The 26,525-nt window shown below is 40.7% G+C and carries 21 protein-coding genes; 5 read left to right on the top strand and 16 right to left on the bottom strand.

Annotated elements, in window-relative coordinates; all coding sequences use genetic code 11:
- Positions 1–783, top strand: a complete 783-nt coding sequence (locus OK025_RS07230) for a GLPGLI family protein (RefSeq protein WP_317668918.1) — start codon at positions 1–3, stop codon at positions 781–783.
- Positions 784–859: 76 nt separating this feature from the next.
- Here OK025_RS07230 and metG read toward each other — a convergent pair whose 3' ends face one another.
- On the bottom strand, positions 860–2,929 hold the full coding sequence (gene metG / locus OK025_RS07225) for a methionine--tRNA ligase (RefSeq protein ID WP_317668917.1): 2,070 nt from the start codon (positions 2,927–2,929) through the stop codon (positions 860–862).
- Between the two features lie 323 nt (positions 2,930–3,252).
- On the opposite strand from metG, the gene OK025_RS07220 reads away from it, so the two are divergent.
- A complete protein-coding gene (locus OK025_RS07220) occupies positions 3,253–4,155 on the top strand; it encodes an LD-carboxypeptidase (protein ID WP_317668916.1) in 903 nt (300 codons plus the stop codon).
- Between the two features lie 39 nt (positions 4,156–4,194).
- Here OK025_RS07220 and OK025_RS07215 read toward each other — a convergent pair whose 3' ends face one another.
- A complete protein-coding gene (locus tag OK025_RS07215) occupies positions 4,195–5,025 on the bottom strand; it encodes a universal stress protein (RefSeq protein ID WP_317668915.1) in 831 nt (276 codons plus the stop codon).
- Positions 5,026–5,266: 241 nt separating this feature from the next.
- Here OK025_RS07215 and OK025_RS07210 point away from each other — a divergent pair, with 241 nt between their 5' ends.
- On the top strand, positions 5,267–5,674 hold the full coding sequence (locus tag OK025_RS07210; RefSeq protein WP_046673771.1) for a DoxX family protein: 408 nt from the start codon (positions 5,267–5,269) through the stop codon (positions 5,672–5,674).
- A gap of 171 nt (positions 5,675–5,845) precedes the next feature.
- Here the strand turns inward: OK025_RS07210 and OK025_RS07205 are convergent, their stop codons facing one another.
- The 3 genes from OK025_RS07205 to OK025_RS07195 form a co-directional block, all read right to left on the bottom strand.
- A complete protein-coding gene (locus OK025_RS07205) occupies positions 5,846–6,676 on the bottom strand; it encodes a universal stress protein (protein ID WP_317668914.1) in 831 nt (276 codons plus the stop codon).
- A gap of 247 nt (positions 6,677–6,923) precedes the next feature.
- Positions 6,924–9,044, bottom strand: a complete 2,121-nt coding sequence (locus OK025_RS07200) for a carboxy terminal-processing peptidase (RefSeq protein ID WP_317668913.1) — start codon at positions 9,042–9,044, stop codon at positions 6,924–6,926.
- A 208-nt stretch (positions 9,045–9,252) separates the two neighbouring features.
- Positions 9,253–10,356 carry a tetratricopeptide repeat protein gene (locus OK025_RS07195; protein ID WP_317668912.1) on the bottom strand — a complete coding sequence of 368 codons (1,104 nt, stop codon included), beginning with the start codon at positions 10,354–10,356 and terminating at the stop codon, positions 9,253–9,255.
- A gap of 314 nt (positions 10,357–10,670) precedes the next feature.
- On the opposite strand from OK025_RS07195, the gene OK025_RS07190 reads away from it, so the two are divergent.
- Complete coding sequence (locus OK025_RS07190; RefSeq protein ID WP_317668911.1) at positions 10,671–11,951, top strand: replication-associated recombination protein A; 1,281 nt, start codon at positions 10,671–10,673, stop codon at positions 11,949–11,951.
- Between the two features lie 71 nt (positions 11,952–12,022).
- On the opposite strand, the gene OK025_RS07185 is transcribed toward OK025_RS07190, so the two are convergent.
- Genes OK025_RS07185 through OK025_RS07165 form a run of 5 tightly spaced genes read right to left on the bottom strand, consistent with a single transcriptional unit; the run spans position 12,023 to position 18,176 of the window.
- Positions 12,023–13,864, bottom strand: coding sequence for a PepSY-associated TM helix domain-containing protein (locus OK025_RS07185; RefSeq protein WP_317668910.1), 1,842 nt, complete (start codon positions 13,862–13,864; stop codon positions 12,023–12,025).
- 11 nt (positions 13,865–13,875) lie between these two features.
- Positions 13,876–14,151 (bottom strand): hypothetical protein, encoded by a 276-nt coding sequence (locus tag OK025_RS07180; RefSeq protein WP_317668909.1) that lies wholly within the window; start codon positions 14,149–14,151, stop codon positions 13,876–13,878.
- A gap of 3 nt (positions 14,152–14,154) precedes the next feature.
- Positions 14,155–14,511 (bottom strand): hypothetical protein, encoded by a 357-nt coding sequence (locus OK025_RS07175; protein ID WP_317668908.1) that lies wholly within the window; start codon positions 14,509–14,511, stop codon positions 14,155–14,157.
- A 57-nt stretch (positions 14,512–14,568) separates the two neighbouring features.
- Entirely contained in the window at positions 14,569–15,810 is a 1,242-nt protein-coding gene (locus OK025_RS07170) for a DUF4374 domain-containing protein (RefSeq protein WP_317668907.1), read from the bottom strand.
- Positions 15,811–15,821: 11 nt separating this feature from the next.
- Positions 15,822–18,176, bottom strand: coding sequence for a TonB-dependent receptor plug domain-containing protein (locus tag OK025_RS07165; protein WP_317668906.1), 2,355 nt, complete (start codon positions 18,174–18,176; stop codon positions 15,822–15,824).
- A 264-nt stretch (positions 18,177–18,440) separates the two neighbouring features.
- On the opposite strand from OK025_RS07165, the gene OK025_RS07160 reads away from it, so the two are divergent.
- Positions 18,441–19,940 (top strand): S41 family peptidase, encoded by a 1,500-nt coding sequence (locus tag OK025_RS07160; protein WP_317668905.1) that lies wholly within the window; start codon positions 18,441–18,443, stop codon positions 19,938–19,940.
- Between the two features lie 72 nt (positions 19,941–20,012).
- Here OK025_RS07160 and OK025_RS07155 read toward each other — a convergent pair whose 3' ends face one another.
- From OK025_RS07155 to OK025_RS07130, 6 genes are all read right to left on the bottom strand, one after another.
- A complete protein-coding gene (locus OK025_RS07155) occupies positions 20,013–20,927 on the bottom strand; it encodes a hypothetical protein (protein ID WP_317668904.1) in 915 nt (304 codons plus the stop codon).
- A gap of 190 nt (positions 20,928–21,117) precedes the next feature.
- Positions 21,118–22,746, bottom strand: a complete 1,629-nt coding sequence (locus tag OK025_RS07150) for an ABC transporter ATP-binding protein (RefSeq protein ID WP_317668903.1) — start codon at positions 22,744–22,746, stop codon at positions 21,118–21,120.
- The gene (locus tag OK025_RS07145; RefSeq protein WP_317668902.1) at positions 22,743–23,012 is read right to left on the bottom strand and encodes a PqqD family protein; all 270 of its coding nucleotides are present in this window, start codon (positions 23,010–23,012) and stop codon (positions 22,743–22,745) included. The genes OK025_RS07150 and OK025_RS07145 overlap by 4 nt, the downstream gene beginning before the upstream one ends.
- Before the next feature lie 329 nt (positions 23,013–23,341).
- Positions 23,342–23,800 carry a S24 family peptidase gene (locus OK025_RS07140; RefSeq protein WP_317668901.1) on the bottom strand — a complete coding sequence of 153 codons (459 nt, stop codon included), beginning with the start codon at positions 23,798–23,800 and terminating at the stop codon, positions 23,342–23,344.
- Positions 23,801–23,803: 3 nt separating this feature from the next.
- A complete protein-coding gene (locus tag OK025_RS07135; RefSeq protein WP_317668900.1) occupies positions 23,804–24,718 on the bottom strand; it encodes a DUF5106 domain-containing protein in 915 nt (304 codons plus the stop codon).
- A 136-nt stretch (positions 24,719–24,854) separates the two neighbouring features.
- Positions 24,855–26,333 carry a hypothetical protein gene (locus OK025_RS07130; protein WP_317668899.1) on the bottom strand — a complete coding sequence of 493 codons (1,479 nt, stop codon included), beginning with the start codon at positions 26,331–26,333 and terminating at the stop codon, positions 24,855–24,857.
- Positions 26,334–26,525: the final 192 nt, after the last annotated feature.

The raw sequence follows: 26,525 nt of genomic DNA, 5'->3' as shown, positions 1-26,525 counted from the left end.
ATGAAGTTGATGATTTGGGTATTATTGCTGTGCATGAGTACAGCACAGGCACAGCATGCCTATTTCCCCAGTAGTGGAATAGTGACTTATGAACGGAAGTTTCATGTACAGAACTTTTTAAAACGGAATTATCTGAGCAAGCCGGACTTGGATACCTGGGATAAGCTGATGGTCGACAATGCCGTAAAAAATGGTCCTACGGAGGTTGTGACCCATCATATTCTGAAATTTTACGATAATGAAACCTTGTTTGAGACAGTTCAGGAAGACTATCCTGCGACTTACCGTAATGTGACCAGATATAATTCTATTCTTCCGGATTCAAAAACATATATTAATTTTCAAAATCAGGAATTCCTAAAACTACTCCCTTTCGGAGATGATCAGCTCTTGCTCAAAGATTCTTTGCCTACAGTAAAGTGGAAGTATACTGACGAATACCGCAATATCGCGGGATATGACTGCAGAAGAGCCAATGGAATCATCCAAGATTCGGTCTATGTGGTTGCCTTTTTTGCGGGACAAATACCTGTCTCCGGTGGTCCTGAACTTATACACGGTCTCCCTGGCCTGGTGATGGGGGTATCCATTCCTAGTATGAATGTAAATATGTTTGCGACAAAGGTCGAGATCACAAACGCCCCGGTTTCAAATGTGCTGACCAAAAAGAAAAAAGTTGTGGCAGAATCGAGAACAGAAGTCCTCAAAAAATTGAAAGAGACCGTTTATGATTATCTGGATGATAAGGAATTTAAAAAGCGTATGCAGAGCATATTCTTTTAGCCGGTTACAATGATAAACCAAAAAAGCCTGTTCGTATGAACAGGCTTTTTTTTATAAAAGGAATGCACGTTTTCTATTAACGTACTGTGCTTCCTACTTTAATTGCGGTGTCGGGTTTAACGAAATCCAATCGACCATCTGCATCTTCGGCCATAAGAATCATGCCCTGTGACATAATTCCTTTTATTTCGCGAGGCTCAAGATTGACCAGGATGGATACCTGACGACCTACGATCTCTTCCGGACTAAAGAACTCTGCGATGCCCGAAACGACTGTGCGTGTATCAATACCAGTATCGATTGTTAATTTCAACAATTTTTTTGTTTTCGCAACTTTTTCGGCTGCTGTAATCGTTCCGACGCGGATATCCATTTTAACAAAATCGTCAAAACTGATGTTTTCTTTCGCAGGAGCAACTTTTGCATTATCAGCTAGATTTTTTGCTTTTGCTTCGGCAAGCTTATTCAATTGGAAGTCGACTTGTTCGTCAGTTATTTTGTCAAATAACAATTGTACTTCACCCAATTGATGGTTGTCTTGAATTAAAGCATCTGAACCTGCGTCATTCCAGTTCCCTTGTGGGAAATTGAGCATTTCAAATAATTTGATCGCTGTTTTCGGTAAAAACGGCTGTGCAAGAACAGCAAGGTTAGCAACAATCTGTGCCGCTACATTTAAAATGGTTTTGACGCGTTCTTCATCCGTTTTAATAATTTTCCATGGCTCCTCGTCCGCAAGATATTTGTTGCCAAGACGAGCAACATTCATGAACTCTGCCAAAGCTTCGCGGAAGCGGAATTGTTCTAAAGACGATTTAATAGAAGCCGGGTATGCTTTTAATTCATCCAATACCGCTTGGTCTACCGTTGTCAGTGCCGAACCTTTTAATACCTTACCATCAAAATATTTATGCGAAAGTACCATCACGCGGTTGACAAAATTTCCAAAGATAGCAACGAGCTCATTGTTGATTCTGGCCTGGAAATCTTTCCAGGTGAACTCTGCATCTGAAGTCTCTGGTAATATGGATGTTAATACATAGCGCAATTCATCCTGTTTGTCAGGAAACTCTTGCAGATACTCATGTAACCATACCGCATGATTTCTAGACGTAGATAGTTTATCACCCTCTAAGTTCAGGAATTCGTTGGCCGGAATATTTTCTGGTAAAATATAGCCGCCGTGTGCATGAAGAATTGCCGGGAAAATAATACAGTGAAAAACAATATTATCTTTTCCGATAAAATGGATCAGTGTAGAGTCGTCTGCGGGGTTCTCATGGGTTTTCCAATAATCTTCCCAGTTTTTACCATGGTCTAAGGCCCACTGTTTAGTTGCAGAGATATAACCGATAGGTGCATCTAGCCAGACATATAGCTTTTTACCTTGAGCCTCAGCCAAAGGAACATCAACCCCCCAGTCCAAATCTCTTGTCATTGAACGTGGTTGCAAACCGGATTTAAGCCAGGATTGACATTGGCCAAAGACGTTGGATTTAAGAATATTTTTCTTTCCTTCGATCAACCATTTTTCAAGCCAAGGTTGGTATTTATCCAAAGGAAGATACCAGTGTTTCGTCTCTTTCAACACTGGTGTCTTTCCACTTAATGTTGAAATCGGGTTGATCAGGTCTGTGGGACTCAGTGATGTACCACACTTTTCACATTGGTCCCCATAGGCACCTTCGGACTTACAATTTGGGCAAGTTCCCGTAATGTAGCGGTCGGCCAAAAACTGATGGTATTCCTCATCGTAGTACTGCTCGGAAAATTTCTCCACAAATTCGCCTTTGTTGTAAAGGTTTAAGAAGAAATCCTGCGATAACTGGTGATGTATGGGCTCCGATGTACGGTGATATATATCGAAAGAGATACCAAACTCCTCAAAGCTTTCTTTGATTTGTTTGTTGTATTTGTCAATGATTTGTTGCGGGGTGATGCCCTCTTTTTTTGCACGGATGGTAATCGCCGCACCATGCTCATCTGAACCACATACATAAACTACATCTTTTTGATTCAGACGTAAATAACGGACAAAAATATCCCCTGGGATATAAGCTCCGGCAAGGTGTCCGATATGTAAAGGACCATTGGCATATGGTAATGCCGATGTGATGGTATAACGTTTTTTATCTAGAATACTCAATGCTTGAAAGTATATTAAAGTGTGTACATGTTTTCTTTGGCAAACTTAGATAAATTGCTGTTTATATGCAATATAAATGCGTGTCATATCGAACAATTTATTCTTGAATTCTTGTGCCGGCCGATTCCTCGGGTTGTTGCAATCTGATCAAAATGCGCTACTGTTTAATTGCTTGTTATCGTAGAAATATTATTCAAAATAGCGGTAGAAAACTTAGATAAATTTACGTTTATTTGTACATATAAGCACCATATATCAAGTAAATTTATCATCGGACTCTATCGTGAGGAGGCGATTTTGTTTGATCATTAGCAATAAAAAATATGTCCAAAATACCTGATTTTCTGAAAGAAGGCGATAAAGTCGCTATTGTATGCCCTGCGAGTTTTATTCGTGGATCTATTGATGTAGGCATAAAAACATTGGAGAGCTGGGGACTGGAAGTTGTGGTCGGGAAAACCGTCGGGACATCGTTCCATCAGTTTGCCGGCGATGACAAGTTGCGGGCAGCAGATCTGCAGTGGGCACTGGATGATCCGTCGATTAAAGCTGTTTTTGCCGCGCGCGGGGGTTACGGTTGTGTTCGTATTGTCGATCAGATAGATTTTTCAAGCTTTGAAAAGAATCCCAAATGGTTGGTGGGCTTTAGTGATATTACCGTATTGCATAGTCATATTCAACGCAACTATAAAATTGCAACAATACATGGACAGATGCCCAAATCCTTTGAAACCGGGACAAAAGCCTCTCTTGAAACCTTAAGAAATGCATTGTTCGGTCATAATATGGACTTTACCTATGAGCAAACCTTATTTCCCAACCGCGCGGGTAAAGGCGAAGGCAAATTGGTCGGTGGAAATTTGGCGATTTTATTGTCTGTACTTGCGTCGGATTCGGATGTCAATTACAAGAATAAAATTTTATTTATTGAAGACGTCGGTGAAGCCTATTATTCCATAGACAGAATGTTATGGGCGTTGAAACGCGCAGGAAAACTAAAAAAATTAAAAGGTCTGATTGTGGGAGGGTTCTCTGCCATGAAAGACAATGATCCTACTTTTGGGCAAAGTGTTGAAGAAATTGTGTGGGATAAAGTGAAAGAATATGATTTTCCGGTGGCTTTTGGCTACCCTGCCGGGCATATTGATGACAATCATGCCCTTGTATTTGGCCGAAGAGTAACATTGGAAACTACCGATAATTCTGTTCAGTTAACCTATTTGTAGGGGAAACTGAACAGAACTTTTCCAGACCATATATCTTGATTAACCCGAATGTACGGGGATGACCATCATCGCAGCATGGCTTTTCCAAGCCATCTTCTGCGCTATACTTGTATTGAATATTCTGCTTAATAAGCCCTTGTCCCGATGGAAAGTGACCATCATGTCGATATGATTTTCGTTGATGTATTGGTTGATTCCAGAAGCAATGTCTGCATTGAGGATATAACTATAGATGGGATGATAAGGCGCCAGTAAATCTTGCATGGCTGTTATTTCGGCATTTACCGCCTTATTTGCAGGGTCTTCTTTGGTCACATGAACCACATAGACCTCACTTTTACGTAAGACTTCTGCGGCATTAACCAAAAGACGGTTTAATTTCAGTTTTACCTCTTTGAGATTGGTGGCGATCAACATCTTTTTGGGTACCCGAAATTCTGCCCGTGCGGGGACCACCAGCAATGGTGTGTGACAATTTTCGATCAGCTTGAGGGTATTGCTACCAAGGAGTAGCTTTTTTAAGCCGCTTTTACCAGCTGTCCCGACGATGACAAGGTCAATGTCCTCCTCAGCACAGGTGCGGTTTACGCCGTAGCTAAGCTCGTATTCCTCAAGAACTGATTTCCAGGCAATGCCATCAGGGAAAAGTAACATCAGTTCCTGCTGCCAGGTATTGAGATCCTTTTGCTTTTCTTCCAAGATTTCTGAATTGCTTATGACAACAGGTTCGGTTCCCACGGTAGGGATTACTTCGTATGTATGGTATAAGACAACCTTTTCAATTCCCCAGAGCGGAGCCAATTGCGCGGCATATCGCGCAGCAGCATAGGCATTGTCCGAAAAGTCTGTTAACAAGAGTAGATTTTTCATCCTTTTTCGTTATTTGTTTGTCCATAACCCTTGGCTAAGGTGTTTTTACACGTTCTTAGACAGGATATATGTTGAGATTCATCGCGTTATAATCGGGTCTATAGCCTTTAAATTACACATTAAGTATTATAAATGCAATAGTTTTTATGAAAACCGAAGCTGTTAATATCTGCTCAATCTAAATAATTTCATTAATTTAGGGAGATCGGTAATTTAAGTTTTAATAAATTAAACGTTTTTTATGGCAATTTGGAATTCATTGGGTAAATATCGGGATACAGGACTGTTGATACTACGTGTCGGACTGGGGGTGATGATGATCATGCATGGTCTGCCCAAGTTACAGGGCGGTCCTGAGCTCTGGGCAGGTGTCGGAAAATCAATGGGTAATATTGGTATTCATTTTATGCCTACATTTTGGGGTTTTATGGCTGCCGCAACCGAAACTGTTGGGGGGCTATTTTTACTGCTGGGACTCTTTTTCCGACCTGCGGCATTATTGCTTGCTTTTACGATGGTCATTGCTGGATTAATGCATCTTTCTAAAGGAGACGGTATCTCTGGAGCATCACATGCAATTGAGCTTTGCTTTGTGTTTCTAGGACTTATCCTTATTGGACCGGGTAAACATTCGGTTGACAAGAAATAAAAGACTTCCCGGTAAGAGATTTCCAGGAGGAAGAACGATACCACAAAAAAGCCGCAATTAAGGATAGATTGCGGCTTTGCTATTTTTTCTGCTTAGTCTGTTCCTATTCGTTCAAATAGATCTTTGGTTCACCAACATCAATGGAGCGCTCCTGCGAAACCATAAAAGTTTCTACGATCTATCCATCGGAATAACCAGTAAGTTGGCCGCGCCATTCCAGGCTATCTTCTTAGATATGCTCGTTTTGAATAGGCTCGCTAATAGGCCTTGCTTTTTATGGAATGAAAGTATGAGATCAATATGTTTCTCTTTGGCATATTCTTCAATACCTAGTGCAATATCATCATGGCTGATGTAGTCATAAATCGGATGATATTTGTCCAGGCGTTCATGGAGGTGCTTTAGTTCCTGTGCTAGATCGGCTGCAGAGCCCTCTTTTTTAGCGACATTCAATACATAAAGTTGTGCGTCGAAGGTTTCCAACACCTGATCTAAATTGAATAAATCAAGCTTTCGATCGACTTCTTTGAGATCTGTTGTCGCCAACACATTTTTGGGGACGGCAGGATTTACCTTATGGGAAACGATCAGCATAGGCTTATTGCAGATATCCATCAATGTAATGGCATTGCTACCGACCAGGATCTTTGCGAAACCTGTTTGTCCGGTGATACCCAAGGCGACAAGGTCAATATGCTGGGATTTACACATGTCATTGACTCCCATTGGCAGATCAACATCTTCCATCTGATGAGATAATTCTACTTGCGGTGGAAACAATAGTCTAATTTGATCAAACCATGCTATGAGTTCCTTTTCTTTGCTCTCTTTCACTTCATCATTGACGATAACAATAGGTTCGTTATTGACAATGGTGACACTATTGTAAGTATGGTAGACAATAACCTTTTGCGTTTTCCAGGCTTCTGTACATAGGGCAACTTGTTTTGCTGCTAGTAGCGCATTTTCTGAAAAGTCAGTTAACAGGAGGATACGTTTCATGATGTTCTTTTTTATACGTTTAACTTCTATAACCTGGTTGGTGCATCCTGTCCTGCAAAATCTTTAGCGTATGAGCTATGGGAATCATTCGGACTTCAAGCAGTACCGGTATATTACTAAAACAATGAATGTAGCGATAAGTTACAAAGAAAACGTGAATTTAATGTTAAACCCATCCTATTGTGATGAGTATCATAAAAAAAGGCAACCGCGATTACGGTTGCCTTTTTTGAGAAGAAGCGATCTTCTATTTTTTAGTTCCAAAATTGATGATATAATCGGTCATCACTTTGGCACTTTCATCTTTCACAAAGTCAAGATCGATTTTAGGTTGGGACTTGCCTTCCTCCCATGCTGGTTTACCCTGCAATTTCAATAAAGCGTTGATGCGGTCTCTATTTTTCTTGAGGTTGTCATCTTTTTCTTTTTTGAATTTGTTGAGTTCCAATGGAATTTTAACATCCTCATCTTTTTGAGCTTCTTCAATATCCTCTTTCAGATACTTATATTCCAATGAGTTTTTAATACGTGCTTCATGCATCGCTTCTAATTTTTTGTCAACAGTACTTAGGTCAGCTACTTTTTTGAAGTTGCTCGATTGGATTTGATCCCAAGGGAGTGCTGATTTTTCTGAGCTCTCGCCAAATTTCTCTGCGGAGAACTGGGAAGGGAATACGATATCAGGTGTAACCCCTTTATGTTGTGTACTGCTACCGTTTACACGATAAAATTTACCCAATGTAATATTGATCTGTCCATATTGAGGAGCACCTTCTGGGGTATCTGGATCTTTTTCACCTGAGGCTTTTAGGAGTAAGCGGCTGGTCGGACTGATAACGCGTGACATGTCGATCGCCGATTGCACGGTTCCTTTGCCATAACTTTGAGAGCCTAAGATAATACCTCTTCCGTAATCTTGGATAGCACCGGCAAAGATTTCAGAAGCCGAAGCCGAGAAGCGGTTGATCATAATACCTAATGGGCCATCCCAGGATACGCCGGCATTTTTATCTTCTTCGACATCGATGTTATTTTTTGTGTCTCTTACTTGTACAACTGGGCCTTTATCGATAAATAAACCAGTTAGATCAATTGCTTCAGGTAAGGATCCACCACCATTGAATCGCAAGTCGATGACAACAGCATCTACTTTCTCCTGTTTCAAGGTATCTAAGATTAATCTAACGTCTCTCGTTGTGCTCTTATAGTTTGGATCGCGTCTTCTGTACGCTTCAAAATCCATGTAGAACTTCGGAATATTGATGATACCTACTTTGTAGGTTTTTCCATCGGCGCCTTTGACGTTCATAATCTCTTTCTTTGCAGACTCTTCTTCAACGACGATTTTCTCACGTACTAAAGAGACAATGCGCGGATGAGAGTTCATTGGCTGACCAGCAGGTATAATTTTCAGGCGAACAATGGTTCCTTTTGGCCCCTTGATTTTTGCTACCGCAGCATCAAGTCTCCAACCAATAATGTCTTCAAATTCACCATCTTTTCCTTGAGCCACTGCAATGATCTTATCATTGACGTGAATGCTCTTGTCTTTGAATATTGGGCCACCCGGGATAATTTCGAAGATGCTTACAGCTTCGTTGTCGACGACAAGTCTTGCTCCGATGCCTTCAAACGTATTGGCCATTCCTTCATTGAATGCCTGGGCAAAGGATGGGTTAAAATAGGAGGTATGTGGATCAACAGCATCGGTCAATGCTTGCATGACCACTTGAAAAGCATCGTTGGCATTGGTTTTCTTCGCCTGCGAGATCAAATTAACATAACGTTTTTTTAGTGTTTCCACCTGTTTGGTCTTCGCACTATCCGTAGATTTTCCACTGGCAGTTTCTAAGTTCAGGAGGTCGTATTTTACGCGTTTACGCCATTGGTCGTTCGCTTCATCAGCAGTTTTAAACCAGCCCAGTTTTTCACGATTAGGTTGGTAATACTCATCTTTTGTATAATCCTGTTTCTTGTCGATTTCTGAAAGCGCATATTGCATTCTGTCCAGGTATCTCTTTGAATAGACATTAAAAATATGGAATGCGGCCGAAAGATCTCCATTTTTGATATCCTGCGCAAGATTGTTTCTGTACGCTTGAAATTCATCAATATCCGATTGAAGTAAGTAATTTTTTCCTTGATCCAAACTTTTGATCAGATTATCGTATATGATGCCCGATATCGAATCATTCATTTTGACCTTTTTGTAGCTCGCATTTTCCAATAATCCAGAGACTTCTTTAGCAATAATCTGATGTTGCGTGCTCGGTTTAAGCCCTCCATCATCAGGAAGCGCTACCCGTGGTTTTGAGCCACAAGAAACAATGGATACAACAAAAAGTGCAAATATGAGTTTCCTAAACATATTTTCGACGGTTTTAATAATCATTTTTATTTAAAAAATATTCAGCTCTTATTGATAAGCGTGCTAAATTTAGTGAAATTCGTAGCACATTATCGCAGAATCTAAAAATTTATTTGATTTATCCTTCAATATTGACAAAAAGCTTAAAATCTCTTTGTAGACTGCTCTTTCAACAGACCACTAGAAGGGGTAGATTGTTTTAAATGTTTCAATTGTACAATTCATTTTTTAGCTGCGTATAGGCCTTGTAGGTCTGATCAGCCGACGGATAATCTTTTAGCACAAGATACACCTCGCCAAGTTTATCCAATATAGCGAGCGACAGTTGTTTGTTATTTTCATCTGAAGCTAGTTCTGCCGCCTGCACAAATTCTTTGATTGCAACCTTATAGTTACCATCTTTTTGTTTGGAGGAAGCTAGTAAATATTCAATTTCAGCAAGCTCGCTACTTAATTTTTTTGCATTGGCCAAGTCGCGGGCTTGTAATAAAAACCACTGCGCCTCGGTAAATTTATTTTGCTTAAAATAAATTTCAGCAAGCATTTCCCATGCAAAGATTTTTCCTTCATAGGCTTTGGCCTTATTGAATAAAGGGATCGCACTGCGGATAATATTATTTTCGGCAGCTTTATAATTTCCTTGGCCGGCTCGTGCCATAGCAATTAAAAGCCAGGCGTTGGCTTGCTCTGCATAGCTTTTGCTCTTCATCGCGTAGGTATGGTAATTTTGTGCGCTCTCTTCGGCGCGTACAAAGTCTCCACTATACAGCTGGAAATTGCTGATGTTCATATTTATGGTCGCGATATCATCTCTGTTATCTGTCCGGTTTGCCAAGGAAAGCGCCTGATATAGAAATTTTGAGGCGTTGCTGCTATCGCTATTTTTAATTGAAAATAAGGCTGCTTCATTGGCAAGAGCATAACCCGCAATCCAGTTTTCAGCCTTCGTTTGTGCCTCTATAGCGCTATTCCAGTTATCTGCCGCCGTAGGCATGGGATTCATCAAATATTGAAAATGCCCCAAATTATTGGTGCTCCGTAGCTGTAAAAGCAGTCGTTGGAGCAGGAGTTTCCTGGCAATTTCTTTGCTGAAAGACTTCTTGTCGGCATAATTCTCCGCCAGTATTTCGTTGGCTGTTTTGGGCGGCGGTAAAAAATAAACCTCCGGACCAATACCCTTAAACGAGGGGTCATATTTTTTTATCGCACCGGTATAATCCTTATCGGCGCTTTGTGCCACAACCTGACTGGGGACATTCATCAATATGGTCAGGGTGGAAAATATAGAAATCCAGTATTTTGTCATTCTCATAAATGATTACGTCATATTTAACGTTTTTTATAAACTTAGCTATATGGCATTTTGAGCAAACTATTGCTCTTTCGGATAAACTTGCAAGCTCGGTTATGCGCTGCCAAAAGCAATTTACATATATAATAGAGCAAATATGACGAAAAATTGTGTGAAAAAATGTTAAAGTAATATCGAATGGCGAATGATGCCCCTCATAATTATGCTTTTGAAAGCTTGATGCTTATTGCTTTGCAGAACTCTCCATGGAAGACTTTGAATGAATAAAGCTAAAATATTTAGTCGCTGTGCCGTTTAATTTTTAACTTTGTGTTATGGCGACACGAATTCCATTAGCAGAACGACTTAGACCACGGCAATTGAGCGATTACGTGGGACAACAACATATTGTGGGGCCAGATGCAGTACTCTATCATGCAATCCAGCAGAAGAATATTCCATCTATGATCCTGTGGGGACCTCCAGGTGTCGGAAAAACAAGTTTGGCCTTGCTGATCGCAAGGGAGCTGGACCGGCCCTTCTTTTCATTAAGTGCAATTCAGGCAGGGGTGAAAGATATTCGTGAAGTCATCGAAAAAGCCGAGCGGCTGATGAACTTCAACCAAGATCAGCCCATTTTATTTATTGATGAAATTCACCGTTTTTCCAAATCGCAGCAGGATTCGCTTTTAGGGGCTGTTGAACGCGGGCTGGTGACACTGATTGGTGCAACAACAGAAAACCCCTCGTTCGAAGTGATTTCTGCCTTGCTCTCGCGTTGCCAAGTGTATGTATTGGAACATCTTTCGGAAGAAGATCTTATTGGATTAATTCAAAAAGCATTACATGAAGATGAATACCTGCAAAAACAAGCTATTGTTGTAGAAGAATATGAGGCCTTGTTGCGGCTGTCCGGTGGCGATGCACGTAAATTGTTGAATGTACTTGAGCTGGTCGTTAATGCAGCGGTATTACATAAAGAGCCCATTACGAATGCGTTTGTACTGAAACAGGTACAGCAAAATATGGCCATTTATGACAAAGCAGGCGAGCAGCATTACGATATTATATCGGCCTTTATTAAGTCCATCCGTGGGTCTGATCCAAATGCAGCAGTCTATTGGCTTGCACGGATGATCGAAGGCGGGGAGGATCCGTCCTTTATTGCGCGGAGATTGTTGATTTTGGCTTCTGAAGATATTGGCAATGCCAATCCGAATGCCTTGTTGCTGGCCAACAATTGTTTTCAGGCGGTCAATGTTATCGGGTGGCCCGAATCACGTATTATTCTTTCGCAAACGGTGATCTATCTGGCGACTTCTGTCAAGAGCAACGCTTCCTACGAAGCAATCAATAAGGCACAGGCTTTGGTGAAACAAACGGGCGATCTATCAGTACCCTTGCATATCCGTAATGCGCCGACCAAACTGATGAAGGATTTAAATTATGGTGCCGAATACAAATATGCACATGCTTATCCGGGAAACTTTGTCGTTCAGGAATTTCTGCCCAAAGAAATCAGCGGTGTCAAATTGTATGAACCAGGGCAAAATTCGCAGGAGGAAAAATTAAGACAAAGTTTACGGGATAAATGGAAGGAGAAATACCGGTATTAAAGAGAGGAGATCGCATAAAATAGCAAAGGCGAGCTTTTAGGCCCGCCATTTGCGAATATGAACAACGAATTTTAGATCTCTGTCGCAGGTTTGTTTTTTAGGGCGAACGCTCTCTTAGGCGGCAATGGACTACCTGTACCTGTTTTACTGTCGCCATCGCTGCTATTGCCCGACTTCGTATGGTTTTTGTTAGTTGCTCCAGTAACTTTTTTGCCATTCGCATTTTCCTTTTTTGTCGTTTGTAACATCTTTGTAAAGATGAGTAGGCCGATGATTCCTAAAGACAACCAAAGAAGGTCCACCAGTAAAATGTCATTCGCGCCTGAGCGATAAGTTTCCCATATCCAGTTACCCGTTTTTATCCCATTCACAATAGGTACTGCTAAAGCCAATACCGAGCCGAGTAAGAGTGTTTCTAAGTTTGTTTTCCCTATGTTACGGCGGATGATATAAAAAACACCTAATACTAGCCAGCTATAAAAATAGACATGAAATATAAAGGGCTGGTCTACTTTAGTCGCAAGCTTAACGGCGATAAAAGTTCCTGCGGTGACGGGAAACATCGTTAGACAGCTGGCCATAAATACATTGGCTGCCCAAAAGTTAAAGACACGTTTGCGCTTTGGGATATTATTTTTGTCACGTGCCACCAGCCAGATTAGGATGCCCGAAATGATGACAAAACAACCCATGATACCTAAGACAAAATAAATAATTTTGACGGGATAGCCTCCAAAATCTGCCAGATGCAGACGGTAAATGAAACCCTTCATATAATCCAGATAAGAGCCATTTTCTGCGGCAGATTTTTCAAAGAGGATCTTGTTGTCAGCCACGCGATAGATCAGCCTGCCCGAACCAGCAAAGTTTTTATCAATGTCGGCATCGTATAGTGCTACGACATGCATGCTTTTATCGCCATAATTTTTGATAAAGATGCGGTTCATATGGCTGTTTGGCCATTTTTTTTCCAGTCTATCCAAAAAATCGCCCATATTAAAGGTTGTGGTGAGCGGTTCATACAAATAAGTATATTTTGTATTGTCGTTGTAACCGAGCGCAGCATACACCTCATCTTCTTTGCCATCGTATTGGTACTTGCTAAAGGGAATAATCAGTACCGAGTTCACAATTAATACGATCCCCGTAAGTGCATACATAAACTGGTAAGGGAATCCGATCACACCGAGTGCCGTGTGCATATCGGTCCATACCGTTTTCCATTTGTTTCCGGGCCTAAATACAAAGAAGTTGGATTTGATTTTATCCCAGTGAAGCATTAGCCCGGAGATCAATGCGAATAGGAAGATAAAAGAAACTAGTCCAGCCAACGTATAACCAAAGGGACGCCCGATATTGATTCCGATCTGGTTGAGCGGAGCAAGGAAATGGAGACGATACAAAAATTCACCCATGGTATAACCATCGCTGTAGTCCGAAGGTTTTTTCGTCGTCAGGTCATAAGAAAAATACATGGAATCGTCATTTCCCCTTCGACCGCGGCCACGTCTTTTCTTTTTTTCATCTTTTACCGCTGCGCCTTTATTTGTCACCGCAAGCCGTTTCTTTTCGGCCAATTCTTTTTGCGCAGCGACTGCTTTCGCTTTGTTCGCAACTATAGTATCCTGGGATGCGCCGATATTGACATAACTCGAATGACCATTGTGTTGCATATAAAACGTAATATCCCTACCCTTAAGTTCTTTGATCTGGCCAATAGAGTCCAAAAGGTGATCAAAAACAAGATTTCGGTACGTTCCGCCTTTGTCGGACTCGTTTTTTTGCCAGGCATTGATTTCATTTTTAAAAAATGAAAAAGAACCAGCGAAGAAAATCACATACAAAATGGCGCAGATGATTATCCCTGAAATCGTATGGGTATTGAAATAGATGTTGTAACGTCTTAGATTCATGATTAAGGTGGTTATAGGTACATAAAGATGCTATAGAATACAGCAATCAAGATTAAATAGATACCCCATATCAGCCAACCGTTTCGTGAAAGAAAGGCGACAAGCAATAATATTCCCCAAGCGATAAAACCAGTAACATAGGCTGTAATCAAAATATCTGTTTTATCAAATACTTTGGTTAGGCAAAGATGGAGGTATAACATCACAAAATAACCACCAAAGAATCCGGCGGTCAATTTGAGTGCACGTTGCAGTGGGCTGCTTAAGTATTTTTTATTGGCTGGCATGTTTTAGAAAATCAGGGTTTCAAAAATAAGTGCAATTAGAAAAACAATTGTCAGTTGTTTCCGCTGAAAGTAGTGGTAAGGCCATAAGAGTACAATCAAGCTGAAAAATCCCATGGTATAAGCACCGAAAGCTAGCGTTCCCGAAAGGATGCCTTGTAAGTATATGGTCAATATCCAGGCGAGACCGAGCAGGACAATAGCCAGTATCCTTGAGCGGTTTTTATCTTTTACAAGAATGAGTATGGATGGTGGACCTTGTTTTATATTGACTTTTTCGGAAGAACAGTACCAGAAAAAGCTCCCGGTGAAAACGAGCAAGAGTAAAAATGTGTACATAATGAGGTCTAATAATTTATACATATACCCGATATGCTATGTATTGGCATATCGGGTATGTGATTGTCCGTATAAAAAAGACTAGTCTAAGTGTTCGATTGCGGTAATCGTACCACCTTCAACTTTTAAGCCTTTGGTCGCTGTTGCAGCCGAAGCGTCGATCTTATATACATAGCTTTCTCCAGAAGTTAGGTTTACGCCAATGTAGCCTGTTTTGCCATCTTTCTTGCTATAGTTGTTTCTTTGGGTAAATGATTTTACCTCTTCTGCTTTTGGTAAACCCGATACAATTTTAAATGTTTTATCTACGACGTTTACAGCTGCAATTGTTGTCGCTGCACTATAAGTACCATCAGATTGTTTTTTCTTTGAACTTACGATAAAATTGTTCCCGCCAACATAGGTCCAGTTAACGATGTTGTAACCACCAGAAATTTCAGCCACATTGAAGAAATAGTTTTTGTCAAATTCCGTCGTGCCTGAAGGTATACGTAAGATTGCAGAGGGATTAGTTGTAGAGATTTCCGTTACAACTGAAGGTGTTGAACTTATTAATTTTTTAGCATTGGCAGCTGAAAACGCGTAGATATCACCATTTTCCACTGTACCAAGGCCGTTGGTAAAGTATTGACCTATATAGCTTGTACGCTCATCTGTGAAAACTTTTTCAAGCTTCATATCGGGATAAGAGAATACGGCAACCCAAGCTTTGTTTGGATATTTTGTTGTAAACGAAGAGTTCTCAATACAAAAGAATGGGGCATATACTTTATTGCCTACTTGCGTCAACCAGCTGAAATAGCCAATTTCGCCATTGTTGGCCAGTTCCAGCGCATTCAGGGATCCTTCTCCCACAATAGACAGGCTATTGGTGTTGACTCTGTACCAGGTATGTGTTGGTGTCGCCAGATTTCTAGACATTTTAGTCATTAATACGTCTTCTTTTACCGCTGCAAATGCTGCTACAGTTTCCGACTGGAAATTTGTCAATTTTTTTAACTTGCCATCGGTTAAATTATATGCCGTTACTGCTCCTGGATTACCTTGTCCGTATAAGAAGCTGAAGAATTTGTTGTTAGTTGTCAAATAATATCGGTAAGTCCCGTCTTGCTCGATTCCATTACCGAGGATCGAAACTGTTCCCTCATCAAGACTATTGGCTGTAACCAGATAGTCTGCTACGCCTGTGCTTGCAATTGGAGTTACTGCAACGATATATTTGCTGCCACCATCAGTGCTTTCGCCTCCAGAAGATTCGCTTTTGGAGCAAGATCCGAATAAAATAGCAGCTGCTAATAGGGAGAATAGAGATTTTGTTTTCATGATTAAAATATTTATAAATTATTTTGTTTGTTAAAGAAGTAACGTAAGTTGAGGTAGAAGCCACGGCTTGGTTTTTGTAAGCTGAAATTGTCGACCAAACGATTATCCGTTAGATTTTTGCCTTCCAAAGCAATATTGTATCGACCATTTGCGATGGAGTATACGATGTTGGCATCTAGACTTAACTGTGTAGGAATTTTTCTTTTCTCGGCATCTGCATCGGTTGAACCTAAGCCTGGCCAATACAACCAAAACTCATGCACATAAAGGAGGTTAGCTCCAACATTTAAACGGTTATTTTTGCCGCCAAGCTCTGGAAAAATGACTGACGCGTCTAGATTGCCAAATAGATAAGGGATATTTGGCATCTGATTTTTGTATAGTGGACTTATGCCGGTGTAACCAGGCTCTACTTTTTGCATATTCTTGACAGATTGATAAGTAGCATTTAATCCGGCCATAAACCATCTTTTGTAGGAGTAGCGAAGATCTAAATCACCTCCGATTGATTGTACGCCATCTCTATTGTCCGATACATATTTTGACTGATTGTTGTTCAACCGTTGATATATAAAGTTGTCCGCATGACGATAGAAAGCATTTGCTATTAAGGCGAAACGGTTGTCCGGATTAAGATGGAAATCGTAGAGTAATCCCAAGTTCATGTTGTTGCTTTTCTCGGGTTTCAGACTGGCATTTCCCTCGTAATTTTCTACATCACCAAATAGTTCTGTTGGGGTAGGCATTTTGGTGGTGAGTTCATAAGATCCCTTGATCTGTAAAGTTGGGGCTAGGTAATAAGAAAGTGCGGTCCCATAGCCTAATTTCGAAATGTTCTTTTCCAACTCGTTATTGCCGCTCGCATTATGCTGATTGTAATGTTTCAAAAAGGCATTTAAACTAAATCTATCTTTGATATCATATTGGTAGCCAAAAGAAAGAACATTTTTTTGACTTAACTGGGCGCGTTCGTTCGCTGCGTTTTGTGGGTTTACCTCATCCTGACCGCTGCGTTTGAAGGTATTAAATACGTCTGTCAGTGATAGACTTTGTCTTTCCGAAAGTTTATAATTAATAATGGCATTCGCTACTCCAGCATTGTTTTTGTATTTATACATTGAGTAAGAACGTTCGCCGCCCGGTCCGTCGAGATTTTTTCTATTGCCATACCAGTCGAAACGGGCATGAACAGTATCGATATTTTGGTTGCTTCCCAAATTGATGTTTCCATTAACGATCACATCAAGTCCTTTGGTAAGGAAGTCATTCTTTTTATATTTAAATGTTGGCATTACCGTGGTCCCTCTATTGTGCCAGCCACCAAAGACAGACACCATGCGGGCTCCTGTTTGTATTTCTTTATAGCTTTGCCCTAGGACAATGCCAAAAAGGAGTTTGTCTGCGTAAGGTTTATTAACCACACCGATATTCGCGATAAGCGATTCGTTATGGTAGGTATCATGGAATCTTTTAAGTTTAACTCCTTCTTTATAAACCCCAGTATTGATGTCAGCTACGTCGACGGTGACTTTATAATTATTGTCCGAATAATTTTGAAATGCATTCAACTGGAAGTATAAGCCTTTCTTTGTTGTATGAGCCGCATTGATCACAGTGCGGTGTGTATTAAAGGACCCAAATGAGTAACTTGCATCTACATAACTGTTCATCCGGTCACCTGTAACAATATTAACTGCCCCCCCTAAGGCATCCGAACCGAGCCATACAGGTACTACACCTTTATAAATCTCAATCCTTTCGGCGATATTGATTGGAATATTGTTAATTTGAAATGCCGACCCGAAGTTCTCCATTGGAATACCGTCGATAAAATAACGGATCTGATCACCATTAAAGCCGTTTAACATCAAATTGAAATTAGACCCAACACCACCCGATTCTCTGACGCGTACACCTGCAACACGGTCCAAGGCACTTGAAATATCCATTGTGGTATTATAAAGTTTTGTTGCATCGACCGCGGTGACATTAAAGGCTTGTCGATTCACCTCTTGGGCTTTGGTGCGGCCAAATACTTCGACCTGATCAATTTCTTTTTGATCCGATGTCAACTCAAGGTTTAAGCTATTCTCGCCCATTTTAAGAACAATGGTTTTTGATAAGTTTTGGAAGCCTACAGCCGAAACGCTGATTGTAATACTTCTTTCTTTGATGTTTTTGATCTCATAGTATCCGTTTTCATCAGTCGATAAATTTATTTTCCCAACACGGATAGTTGATCTCGCAATGCTTTGTTGAGTTTGAGTTTTTACAAATCCTTTTAGTGAGGCTGTGAATTGTTGTGCCTGTACCGTGCAGGTGATAAAGAGTAGAAAGAGGATACTATGGAACCTTATGTTTTTCATGATAGATTGATCAGATGATCGTTTATGTATTTAAATATATTTATTTAGATTAATTATAAACAGTGCAAATGTAATAATAATCTTCTCTTTGACAAATCATTTGTTAAAAAATGTTATTTTCTTAAAACCGTATTTATTTGCGATTGTTATTATAATGTTTTTCAATAGGTAGTAAACACGCTAGCACTCCCCCCGAGGCCAGCGTGTTTTTTTTATTGTAGATCGACTTAAATTATTTATGTTTGTTTTACAAATGTTTCAACTATGAACTTAGCGCCATTAAAACAAACCGGACGTTTGGCCACTATAGCACTGACAGGACTATTAGTCTTCTCTTGCAAAAAGGATACCCCAAAACCGGAGCCTGAGCCCGAACCAGTGGAGCGTACCGAAGCGCAGCTGATCAAGGATGATATCTACAAGTATTATAAACTATATTCACTTTGGGACAAGTCCATTCCTGATTATACGAGCGATCCGGCTCAATTCACGGATAAATATGGTTCAGCCGACTTGGTGCTCGATGCGTTGAAGAAGATGACACCGGCACATGCCGCCTACGCAAATGGTGTCTTCGACCGATTTTCCTATATGCTGGGACTAGATGGTTATAATACCGGAACAACTGCTTCTGGCAGGCTTAAAATGGATACGAACGATGGATATGGCATCTATGTTCAATTGGGAACCGAAGATGGGAAAACTGCACAGCCTATTATTTATTTCGTAGAGGGTGGGTCCCCGGCGCAAAAAGCGGGTTTCAAGCGTTCTGATTTTATTACAGCTGTCAACGGTGATTCCGATTACTCGATCGCTGTCACTTGTACGACGACTGGCTGTACGATTAATGATGCAAGTGCGCGGGACAAGATGATGAATAAGTTGAATACGGCATTAGATGCAGGTACGCTTAAATTGCAGGTTAAACATCAGGATGGAACATCAACAACAAAAGATCTTGCATACGCGAATGGCTATACTATTGATCCCGTCTATAAAGATTCTATCTATACCTATAATGGAAATAATGTTGGATACCTTGCCTTATCGTCTTTTGAAGAAATTGAGAATAACAATGCCAATCAACAAAAGATCGATGCAGCTTTTGATAAATTCCAGGCTCAGCAGATTAAAAGTTTAATTGTTGATTTGCGCTACAATGGCGGTGGTTACGTGGATGCTTCTGCTTATGTTGCTGATAAGATTGGGGGAGCCATTACGAAAGGAAAGCTGATGCTAACCTATGAGGTGAACGATTATATTAAAGCGACGCCGAGCATCAATAGGATGTTTCAGGATACAAAGTTTGAAGGCAAGAGCAATTTGAGCTTAAATAAGGTCTATTTCCTGGTGAGTGACCGTACAGCATCGGCAGCCGAAATGTTAATTAATGTGTTGAAACCTTATTTACAAGTGCAGCTTATTGCATCTGGTATACGTACTTATGGTAAACCCGTAGGTTTTTTCGAACAGGTTGTACAAAACAAAGTATCTTTCTGGCCTGTTTCCTTTCTTTTGAAGAATTCAGCGAATTTTTCAGACTATTGGGATGGGTTGGTTCCAGACAAAAGCAATATAACGGATTATGTATTTGTCGATGTAGGTGACAAGAAAGAAACGATGTTAGCGACAGCACTGAACGATGCTGCACCGGGTATTACTACCAAAGCTTCTATCAATGCAGTAAGCCGAAAGGGCTACCGCACGCTTGACCAAGGCGAGGTTAATATACGACCAGACCGTGGCATGATAAAGAAGCGTTAATTCTCAGATGTCAATCAAAAGATAGTTGTAAACCCCCAATTGTTGACGAGACTTTGGGGGTTTTTTATGGTATTATTCGTCCGGAAATAGAGCCGAATGACATAGTTCTGCCGCAGCAGCATCCGGCAAACATTTTAAGTAGCCAACAGGAATCTGAGCAATGATTTTTTCCAGAATGGTGTTCATGTTTGCGAATAATTCCTTGTTCCATCGTATGGAAGTACAGCTGGGCAATACCGCGATAAAGCCTTTAAGCCCAGTTTGCCATTCGAACTCATTCATTGGAGCCTGTTGCAGACGAACAAATCCTTGTAAGGGTAGTTGTTCATTTTTATAACAAGGCGTCTTGCCACTCCAAGGTGTTCCATAAATTAACACCCCTTCGTTTGTAATGCGAACGGCAGGGTTATCGTCGTTAAGTAAAACTGTATTTGGAATATGTTTTAACCACAATCGGCTATGCGTACTCTTTCCTGTACCACTCTTGCCAAGAAATGCCACACCTTTGCCTTCGTGGTTGACAACTGACGCGTGGATCATGATCGTATTGTGTAAAAGACTTGCTTGTCCGAAGATCATCATGGCCATCCAGGTAATAACACCGCTCTGTTCATCAGCCGTGCTTGCGGGAACATAGAGTATAGAATGTTCAAAGTTTCGGTCACTTTGGAGGTACCAAACCGCATTGCCCTCTTCGTTGCGGATTGTTGTGATAAAAGTATCCTCTTTTTCATAAAAGCGGAATCGGTCTCCCCATGCAATAGACTCGTCTGTGCGAAGGGCACCCATATCGTTAGATATTGGGGCTTGCTCTGAACGGATATCGATTCTAATGTCGGTTTTTTCTGTAGCATCTAGCCATTGGAAGTCCCGAAAGGAAGGGAGAAGCTGAGCCAAAGTGAAATCCGAAGGATGGTTAAATTCCAGTATTAGTTCTGCGATGCGGTAGCGTGTTTGGGATAATTCGGATGATGTCGTGAAATTCATGTCTAAATAATTATTTCGTGAGCTCGCTATGCCCGATTTGTCTTTTAAAAATTTCTTAAATATTCAGGTTTAGTCTTTACCTGTCCTATCTGTTTATGTTATTGCTGTCTTCAGCTTCTATTTTTTATTTGTTAATGTTTACTGTATGAATACTCGTTTTGTTGATCCGCTATGTTTGTCCGGCCAATACTTAATCTAGATAAATACGTTGCTGGCATTTTTCGGCCAAGTGTAGGTCATGTGTTACAAACAAGCAGATTTTGTGCTTTCCATGTGTTAATAGTCGCTGTATTAACGTGTCAGCTGTTGTTTTGTCCAGTGCAGAGGTCACCTCATCGAAGAGCCAAATATCACCGTCGTGCATAAGTGCCCGCGCAATGGCAACGCGTTGTGCCTGTCCTTCCGATAGGCCTATGCCAGATTCACCGACGACGGTATCGATTCCGTCGGGTAGGTCGAATACAAATTCTGCACAGGCGAGCCACAATGCTTTTTGCATATCCATTGTTCGCTCTTGTTCAACATGGAGAAGTAAATTTTCACGAATGGTACCGCTAAAGAGCGAATTGCCTTGGGGAATATAAGCAAGATTGATACGATGGCTGGCCGTTAATTCCTGCTCGCCTTTCCGATCGATGAGTGTAATTGCTCCTTTCTCTGCTTTAAGCAGTGCGAGCAGCAAACGTATTAACGTCGTTTTCCCTTTTCCACTTGGTCCAATGATAGCAGTGGGCTCGCCAGCTTTTAAGGAAAGGTTTAAATTTTGTAAAACCCATTTATCTTCATAACGGAAGGAGAGGTCGTTGATCCGAAGCTCCTGTGTCTCATGAAGGCGTTGCTGCGTCACCTGTGGTTCGATTTCTCCTGCCTGCAATTCCAACAGTCGATCTGCAGATACACGGAATCGCACAAAGCCCGGAATATAGGCAATCAATGCGAGAATGGGTGACTGTATTCTTGCGACCAATTGTAGGAAAGCAGTCATTGTTCCGAATGAAATCTGGCCAGACTGCAATCGGTAAATACCCCAGATAAAAGCAACCAAATAACCGGCATTCATGGCGACCTTCATGGCTCCCTGTGTATATGTAGAGAAGTTAAGCTGGCGTATTTTCAACAAAAATAATTGGTGCTGGCTCGCCAAGAGTTTCTCTCTTCTTTTTGGGAAGATGCCCATTGCCCGAATGAGCAGACGAAAACGTAGGTTTTCCTGTAAAACCTTTGAGAAATTGCTTTCCTCTTCCTTGACTTCCTTACTGAGCTTCCGCATTTTGCGGAAGTACAATTTTGAAAAGACAAAAAGAGGGGATATAGCCAGGATCATCAACGCCAACATCGGGTCCATATACCAAAGAAAACCAACTGACGCCAATAGCTGGATTGTGGTCAATATAAAAGACAAAAATGTATTGGCAATGGTATTGGCGACTTCCTCACAGTCTGTCTGAATACGGATCTGAATGTCACCCGTATGCCAGTTTTTAATTAATTTCCAAACAGAGAGCATTTGGGCATCGAGCATTGTTCGCTGCAATTGAAGGGTGAGCATCAATTTGATCTGCTCCATCATGCGCCCCGAGTACCCCTTGATGCCAACATTTAACGCAATACTGCCCACAATGCCAATAAGCAGCCATTTCAGGGGTAAATCTGCATGTGATGTAGCCGTGTCTACCGCTTTTTTGGACAGAAAAACGAAAGCTAGGGAAAGTCCAATACATATCAGTTCCAGTATGAAATAAAGGACCAATTTGCTTCGGTATCCCTGGCTAACCGACCAAGCCCAGCGCAGGTGTTGCTTCAGGCTATTGTTGTTCATTTTTCCAATAATCCCTGTTTTTGGAAGTCTTGAAGAAGGATTTCTGCATCGGATTTTGCCTGTTCGATGTCTACGTCATAATTCTCACAAAGTAAGTCAACGATTGTGTCATTATTGAATTCTTTTCCTTTGAGTTGTTCCCACAGCCATGCTGCAGAGCTATTTAGCGTATAAACTGTTGATAAGTCAACCATATCCTGGCTAGGATCCACAATCAAATGATCTGCACCAATTGTTCTCAAAACTAAATCCGATCTTAATTTCATATTAATAATGTGTTTTTAATGGGCATAAGCAGCGTCCAGATAATTAAAACTTGTTTATGCTTTAATGCTGGATGCGCGATATGTCATTGTTATGTATAAAGTAAAGCATATTCTTTCAAACTTAGATAAATTACTTTTATATGCAATATAATTGCGTAACATATAAAAGTAATTATTCATTCTTATCTGTTCTTCTGGAGCAATCGGGATAGCTTGGCAGTTTATCGATCCTTCCGCTACCTACCAATAAACTTATTTATCGCGAAACCATAGCAACCAGATTGTATACTCTTTTTGTTGTTTTAAGTCGAAGTTAACGATTTTTTGTCTTAGTGGTTCAATTTGGCGACTATACGACGTAACAACCGAATATGGTACCAGCATAAGCCACGTAACCTTGCCCAAGGGCGGTCTATAGCTATGGATTTATCTTTATCCTGTGGATAATGCATATAAGCAATGGCTATAATGTCTTGAACAGCTATATATTCGCGGAGTACAAGATTTCCGTCTCCCGCTAATACATATTGGTTGTTTCTCTTGCCGACAAAACGGTGAAAGACAAATTTATCTTTGTCTTTGGCTAGTATATTGCTGCCTAAAGCAAGCGGTTGTCCACGATAAGCCTGCAATAATACTGTATCCCCATCCTGGATAAATGGACGCATGCTATTTCCCTTCACGCGTATGCGGACCTCCTTGCCTTCACGAAGGACGCGTTGCACCTCGGCAAAATAGTCTTCATTTGAAATAACCCGTGTTTTGTTGTTGCTTGTGTTTTCAGCCATCAACTAAGAATTGGTTTTTACAAAATAAGCAATGACCTGCTGCAAATAGGTGTCTTTTAATAGGACCTTTTTATTTTCATCCAACAGGTAAATCGTTGGGGAAGCTTTGAGGTCGTATAAGTTGAAAGACAGTATTTTACTTTCGCTGTCGAAACCATTGATCCATTGGTCGGACAGCTGTGATTGATAATTTTTCCACTTCGTGCGATCTCCCCAGGGGTCGATAGCGACTACCTGTACCTTTAGTTGTGCAAATAGTTGCACCAATTGCGGAGTATCACGGAGTTGCTGTATGGTTTCCTTGCAGTGTGAACAATCCGGATCGTAAAAGATCAAGAACGTGTAGTTTGCTTTCGTGTCCGATAATTTTTGTTTTTTCCCATTTGCTAGTTCATAAGTAAAGTCTTCGGCAGTTTTTCCCTCTTTATTTCGGAGCACCAATTTGTAAGTCGGCCTATAGGCTTCTTTCTCCAGATCGGAAAGTAAATCCGTTTTGATCAGATAGCGTAATACGGATTCGTAGACGATATCATTGCGCATCGGCGAATTGCCATCATACAGATAATGTTCATATTGTTTAATGAAATAGTCAAAGCTTGTCCGATTGACTTTTGCCTTGTCCAGCATGAGATCGATCGCTTTATCTCTTGTTGCAGAATCTGGATGCTGGGCCAAGAGCTGAAGAAAATCAGCAAGCTGTTGTTCGCCTTTTTCTGGATTTTTTACCAGTGCAGTATCCTGCATGTCAAATTTATCCCAGAAATGAAATAAGGTGCTGTCTGCTGAGCTAATAGACGCCATATTTTGGGACATTGCCTCATTCTTTTTATGCTTTTCTTTGGTGGTGTTGGTACAAGACCAAAACAAAAGAGAGAGCGCGCTAATAGGTATCAGTAGAAAAATCGAAATAATTTTCATTTTTTAATTTATCTATAATTTTTTATCAGTTTAGAGCACCCGTAAAGTTAATCCTTTCACTTTATTTTTTCCAATCCGAAAGAGTGAAATACAATATAATCATAAATTTTCAGGACGATACATTTTTAAAAGTTCTTTACTCTATACCGAGGGTGTTAAGCAAGTTTTTTTTCTCTTGCGAATCTTTTAGTGCGTTGATATGATACTTTGCGTCTAGTAGGTTTGCGGCAGATTTTTTAGATAGATACCTATTAACATACTGCGTTGCATGATCCTGTATAAATCGACGGCAGTCTATATTGACGCTGATTCCCTTTTCAAAATTGCCGTATGTCAAACTTGTTATAGTTTCATTCGAAGAAATTGATTTAATGCTATTCATGTGCAATCCGTTGATATTTAGTGTGAGCGCAGGGTAGTAGAAATCCGGCAGACTGGGGAATTTGACTTTCACGATTAATTTATTCCCTTCGATACGGCTACTGATTAAACTGTTTTGCCTATTATAATTGTATTCATAATATTCTTCTTGTGAAGGAAACCAGAGGATGTCCTTGCCGTCTTTTCCGTAGGTATTATTCAGCCAGAGGAGGAGCTGAGCCCAGTCATGATCTGTTTCGTGTACACCAATATGAACGGCCTCACGGTTAGCCACATCTTGAGCAGCAGCATTGTTGACCAGCTTTTCCACCTCAGCAGCTTGATTAACAAACACACGGGCTAAGGTCTTTTGGTAGAGAGAGTAGTTGACCTGATATGGAATAAGCTTATCGGCACCGGTCTGCGCCGTCATAGTCTGAATTGTTGGAAACCCAAGTGCCGCCTGGAGGTAGGATTTATTTCCATTAGGCTCCGCCAAAAATTTGATGTTCCGGCCATTTAATCTTTTATTTGTGATTTGTTGAGCCCGATCAAAATGCTTGATTAGCGAGTCCACATTAGTGATAGCGGCTGTATTCAAGTCGTGGAATGCAATCGCATTGCCATCGTTCAGCATTTCGACTACATTATTCCAGCGTAGGCCAGATTTCATATAAAAGCGGAAAAAGTTTTCTGTGAAGTTCTTCTTTACTGCTGTCGGGGCGTCCATAAAATCCCATTCGGGTGCTAGAGTAGTTGTAAAGTGGAACCGCACTTCATTCCCAAAACCATCGGTACTACCCAGTGTTTTTCCCAACGTGTAACTATTTGGAGGGAGGTCATCTGCTTCCAGGTGTTCAATATCGTAGTAATATTTTCGTTTAATATCAGAGCGATCAATTGGTTTGCCATTAATGGCAGCCCAGGTCATGCTGAATGCCGACTGCTTACAATCGTCCTGTGTTAGCATAAACAATAAGCTCTTATTATATTTCAGCGGCGGAATACTCACAGTCGGAGTATGGATTATTCCTTGTCCGGAATGAAATTCGATGATGAGTTCCGCTTCTTGTCCTGTCTTTTCCTCACCAAATGGATAGCTATATCGATTTGTATTTCCGCTGTTATCGGGCGGTGATACTTCTTTTCCATCTTCGTTCTTGCTGCCAGAGTAAAGATCTTTTTTTAGGCAAGAAGATAATAGGGTGCATCCTAACGTAATAAGAATAGCTTTTGTGTAAATAATTTGGCGCATGCGCAAATATAGGCCTTCTTGTTGAAATAACTATTTCACTAAATAAGAAAATAGATCAATGAATAAGCCGCTATCCTGTAGTGTAGCAACATTACTCGTTTTTACGTTCGTTACAATGTATTTTGGCAAAGTATCTTTAATAACAAATGAATTACAGTTGAAAAGCCGATTCAAGAAATATTTCAATCATTT

Origin of the sequence: Sphingobacterium sp. UGAL515B_05, from assembly GCF_033097525.1 — a bacterium.
Lineage (GTDB): Bacteria > Bacteroidota > Bacteroidia > Sphingobacteriales > Sphingobacteriaceae > Sphingobacterium.
This window is presented reverse-complemented; position numbering and strand designations above follow the sequence as displayed.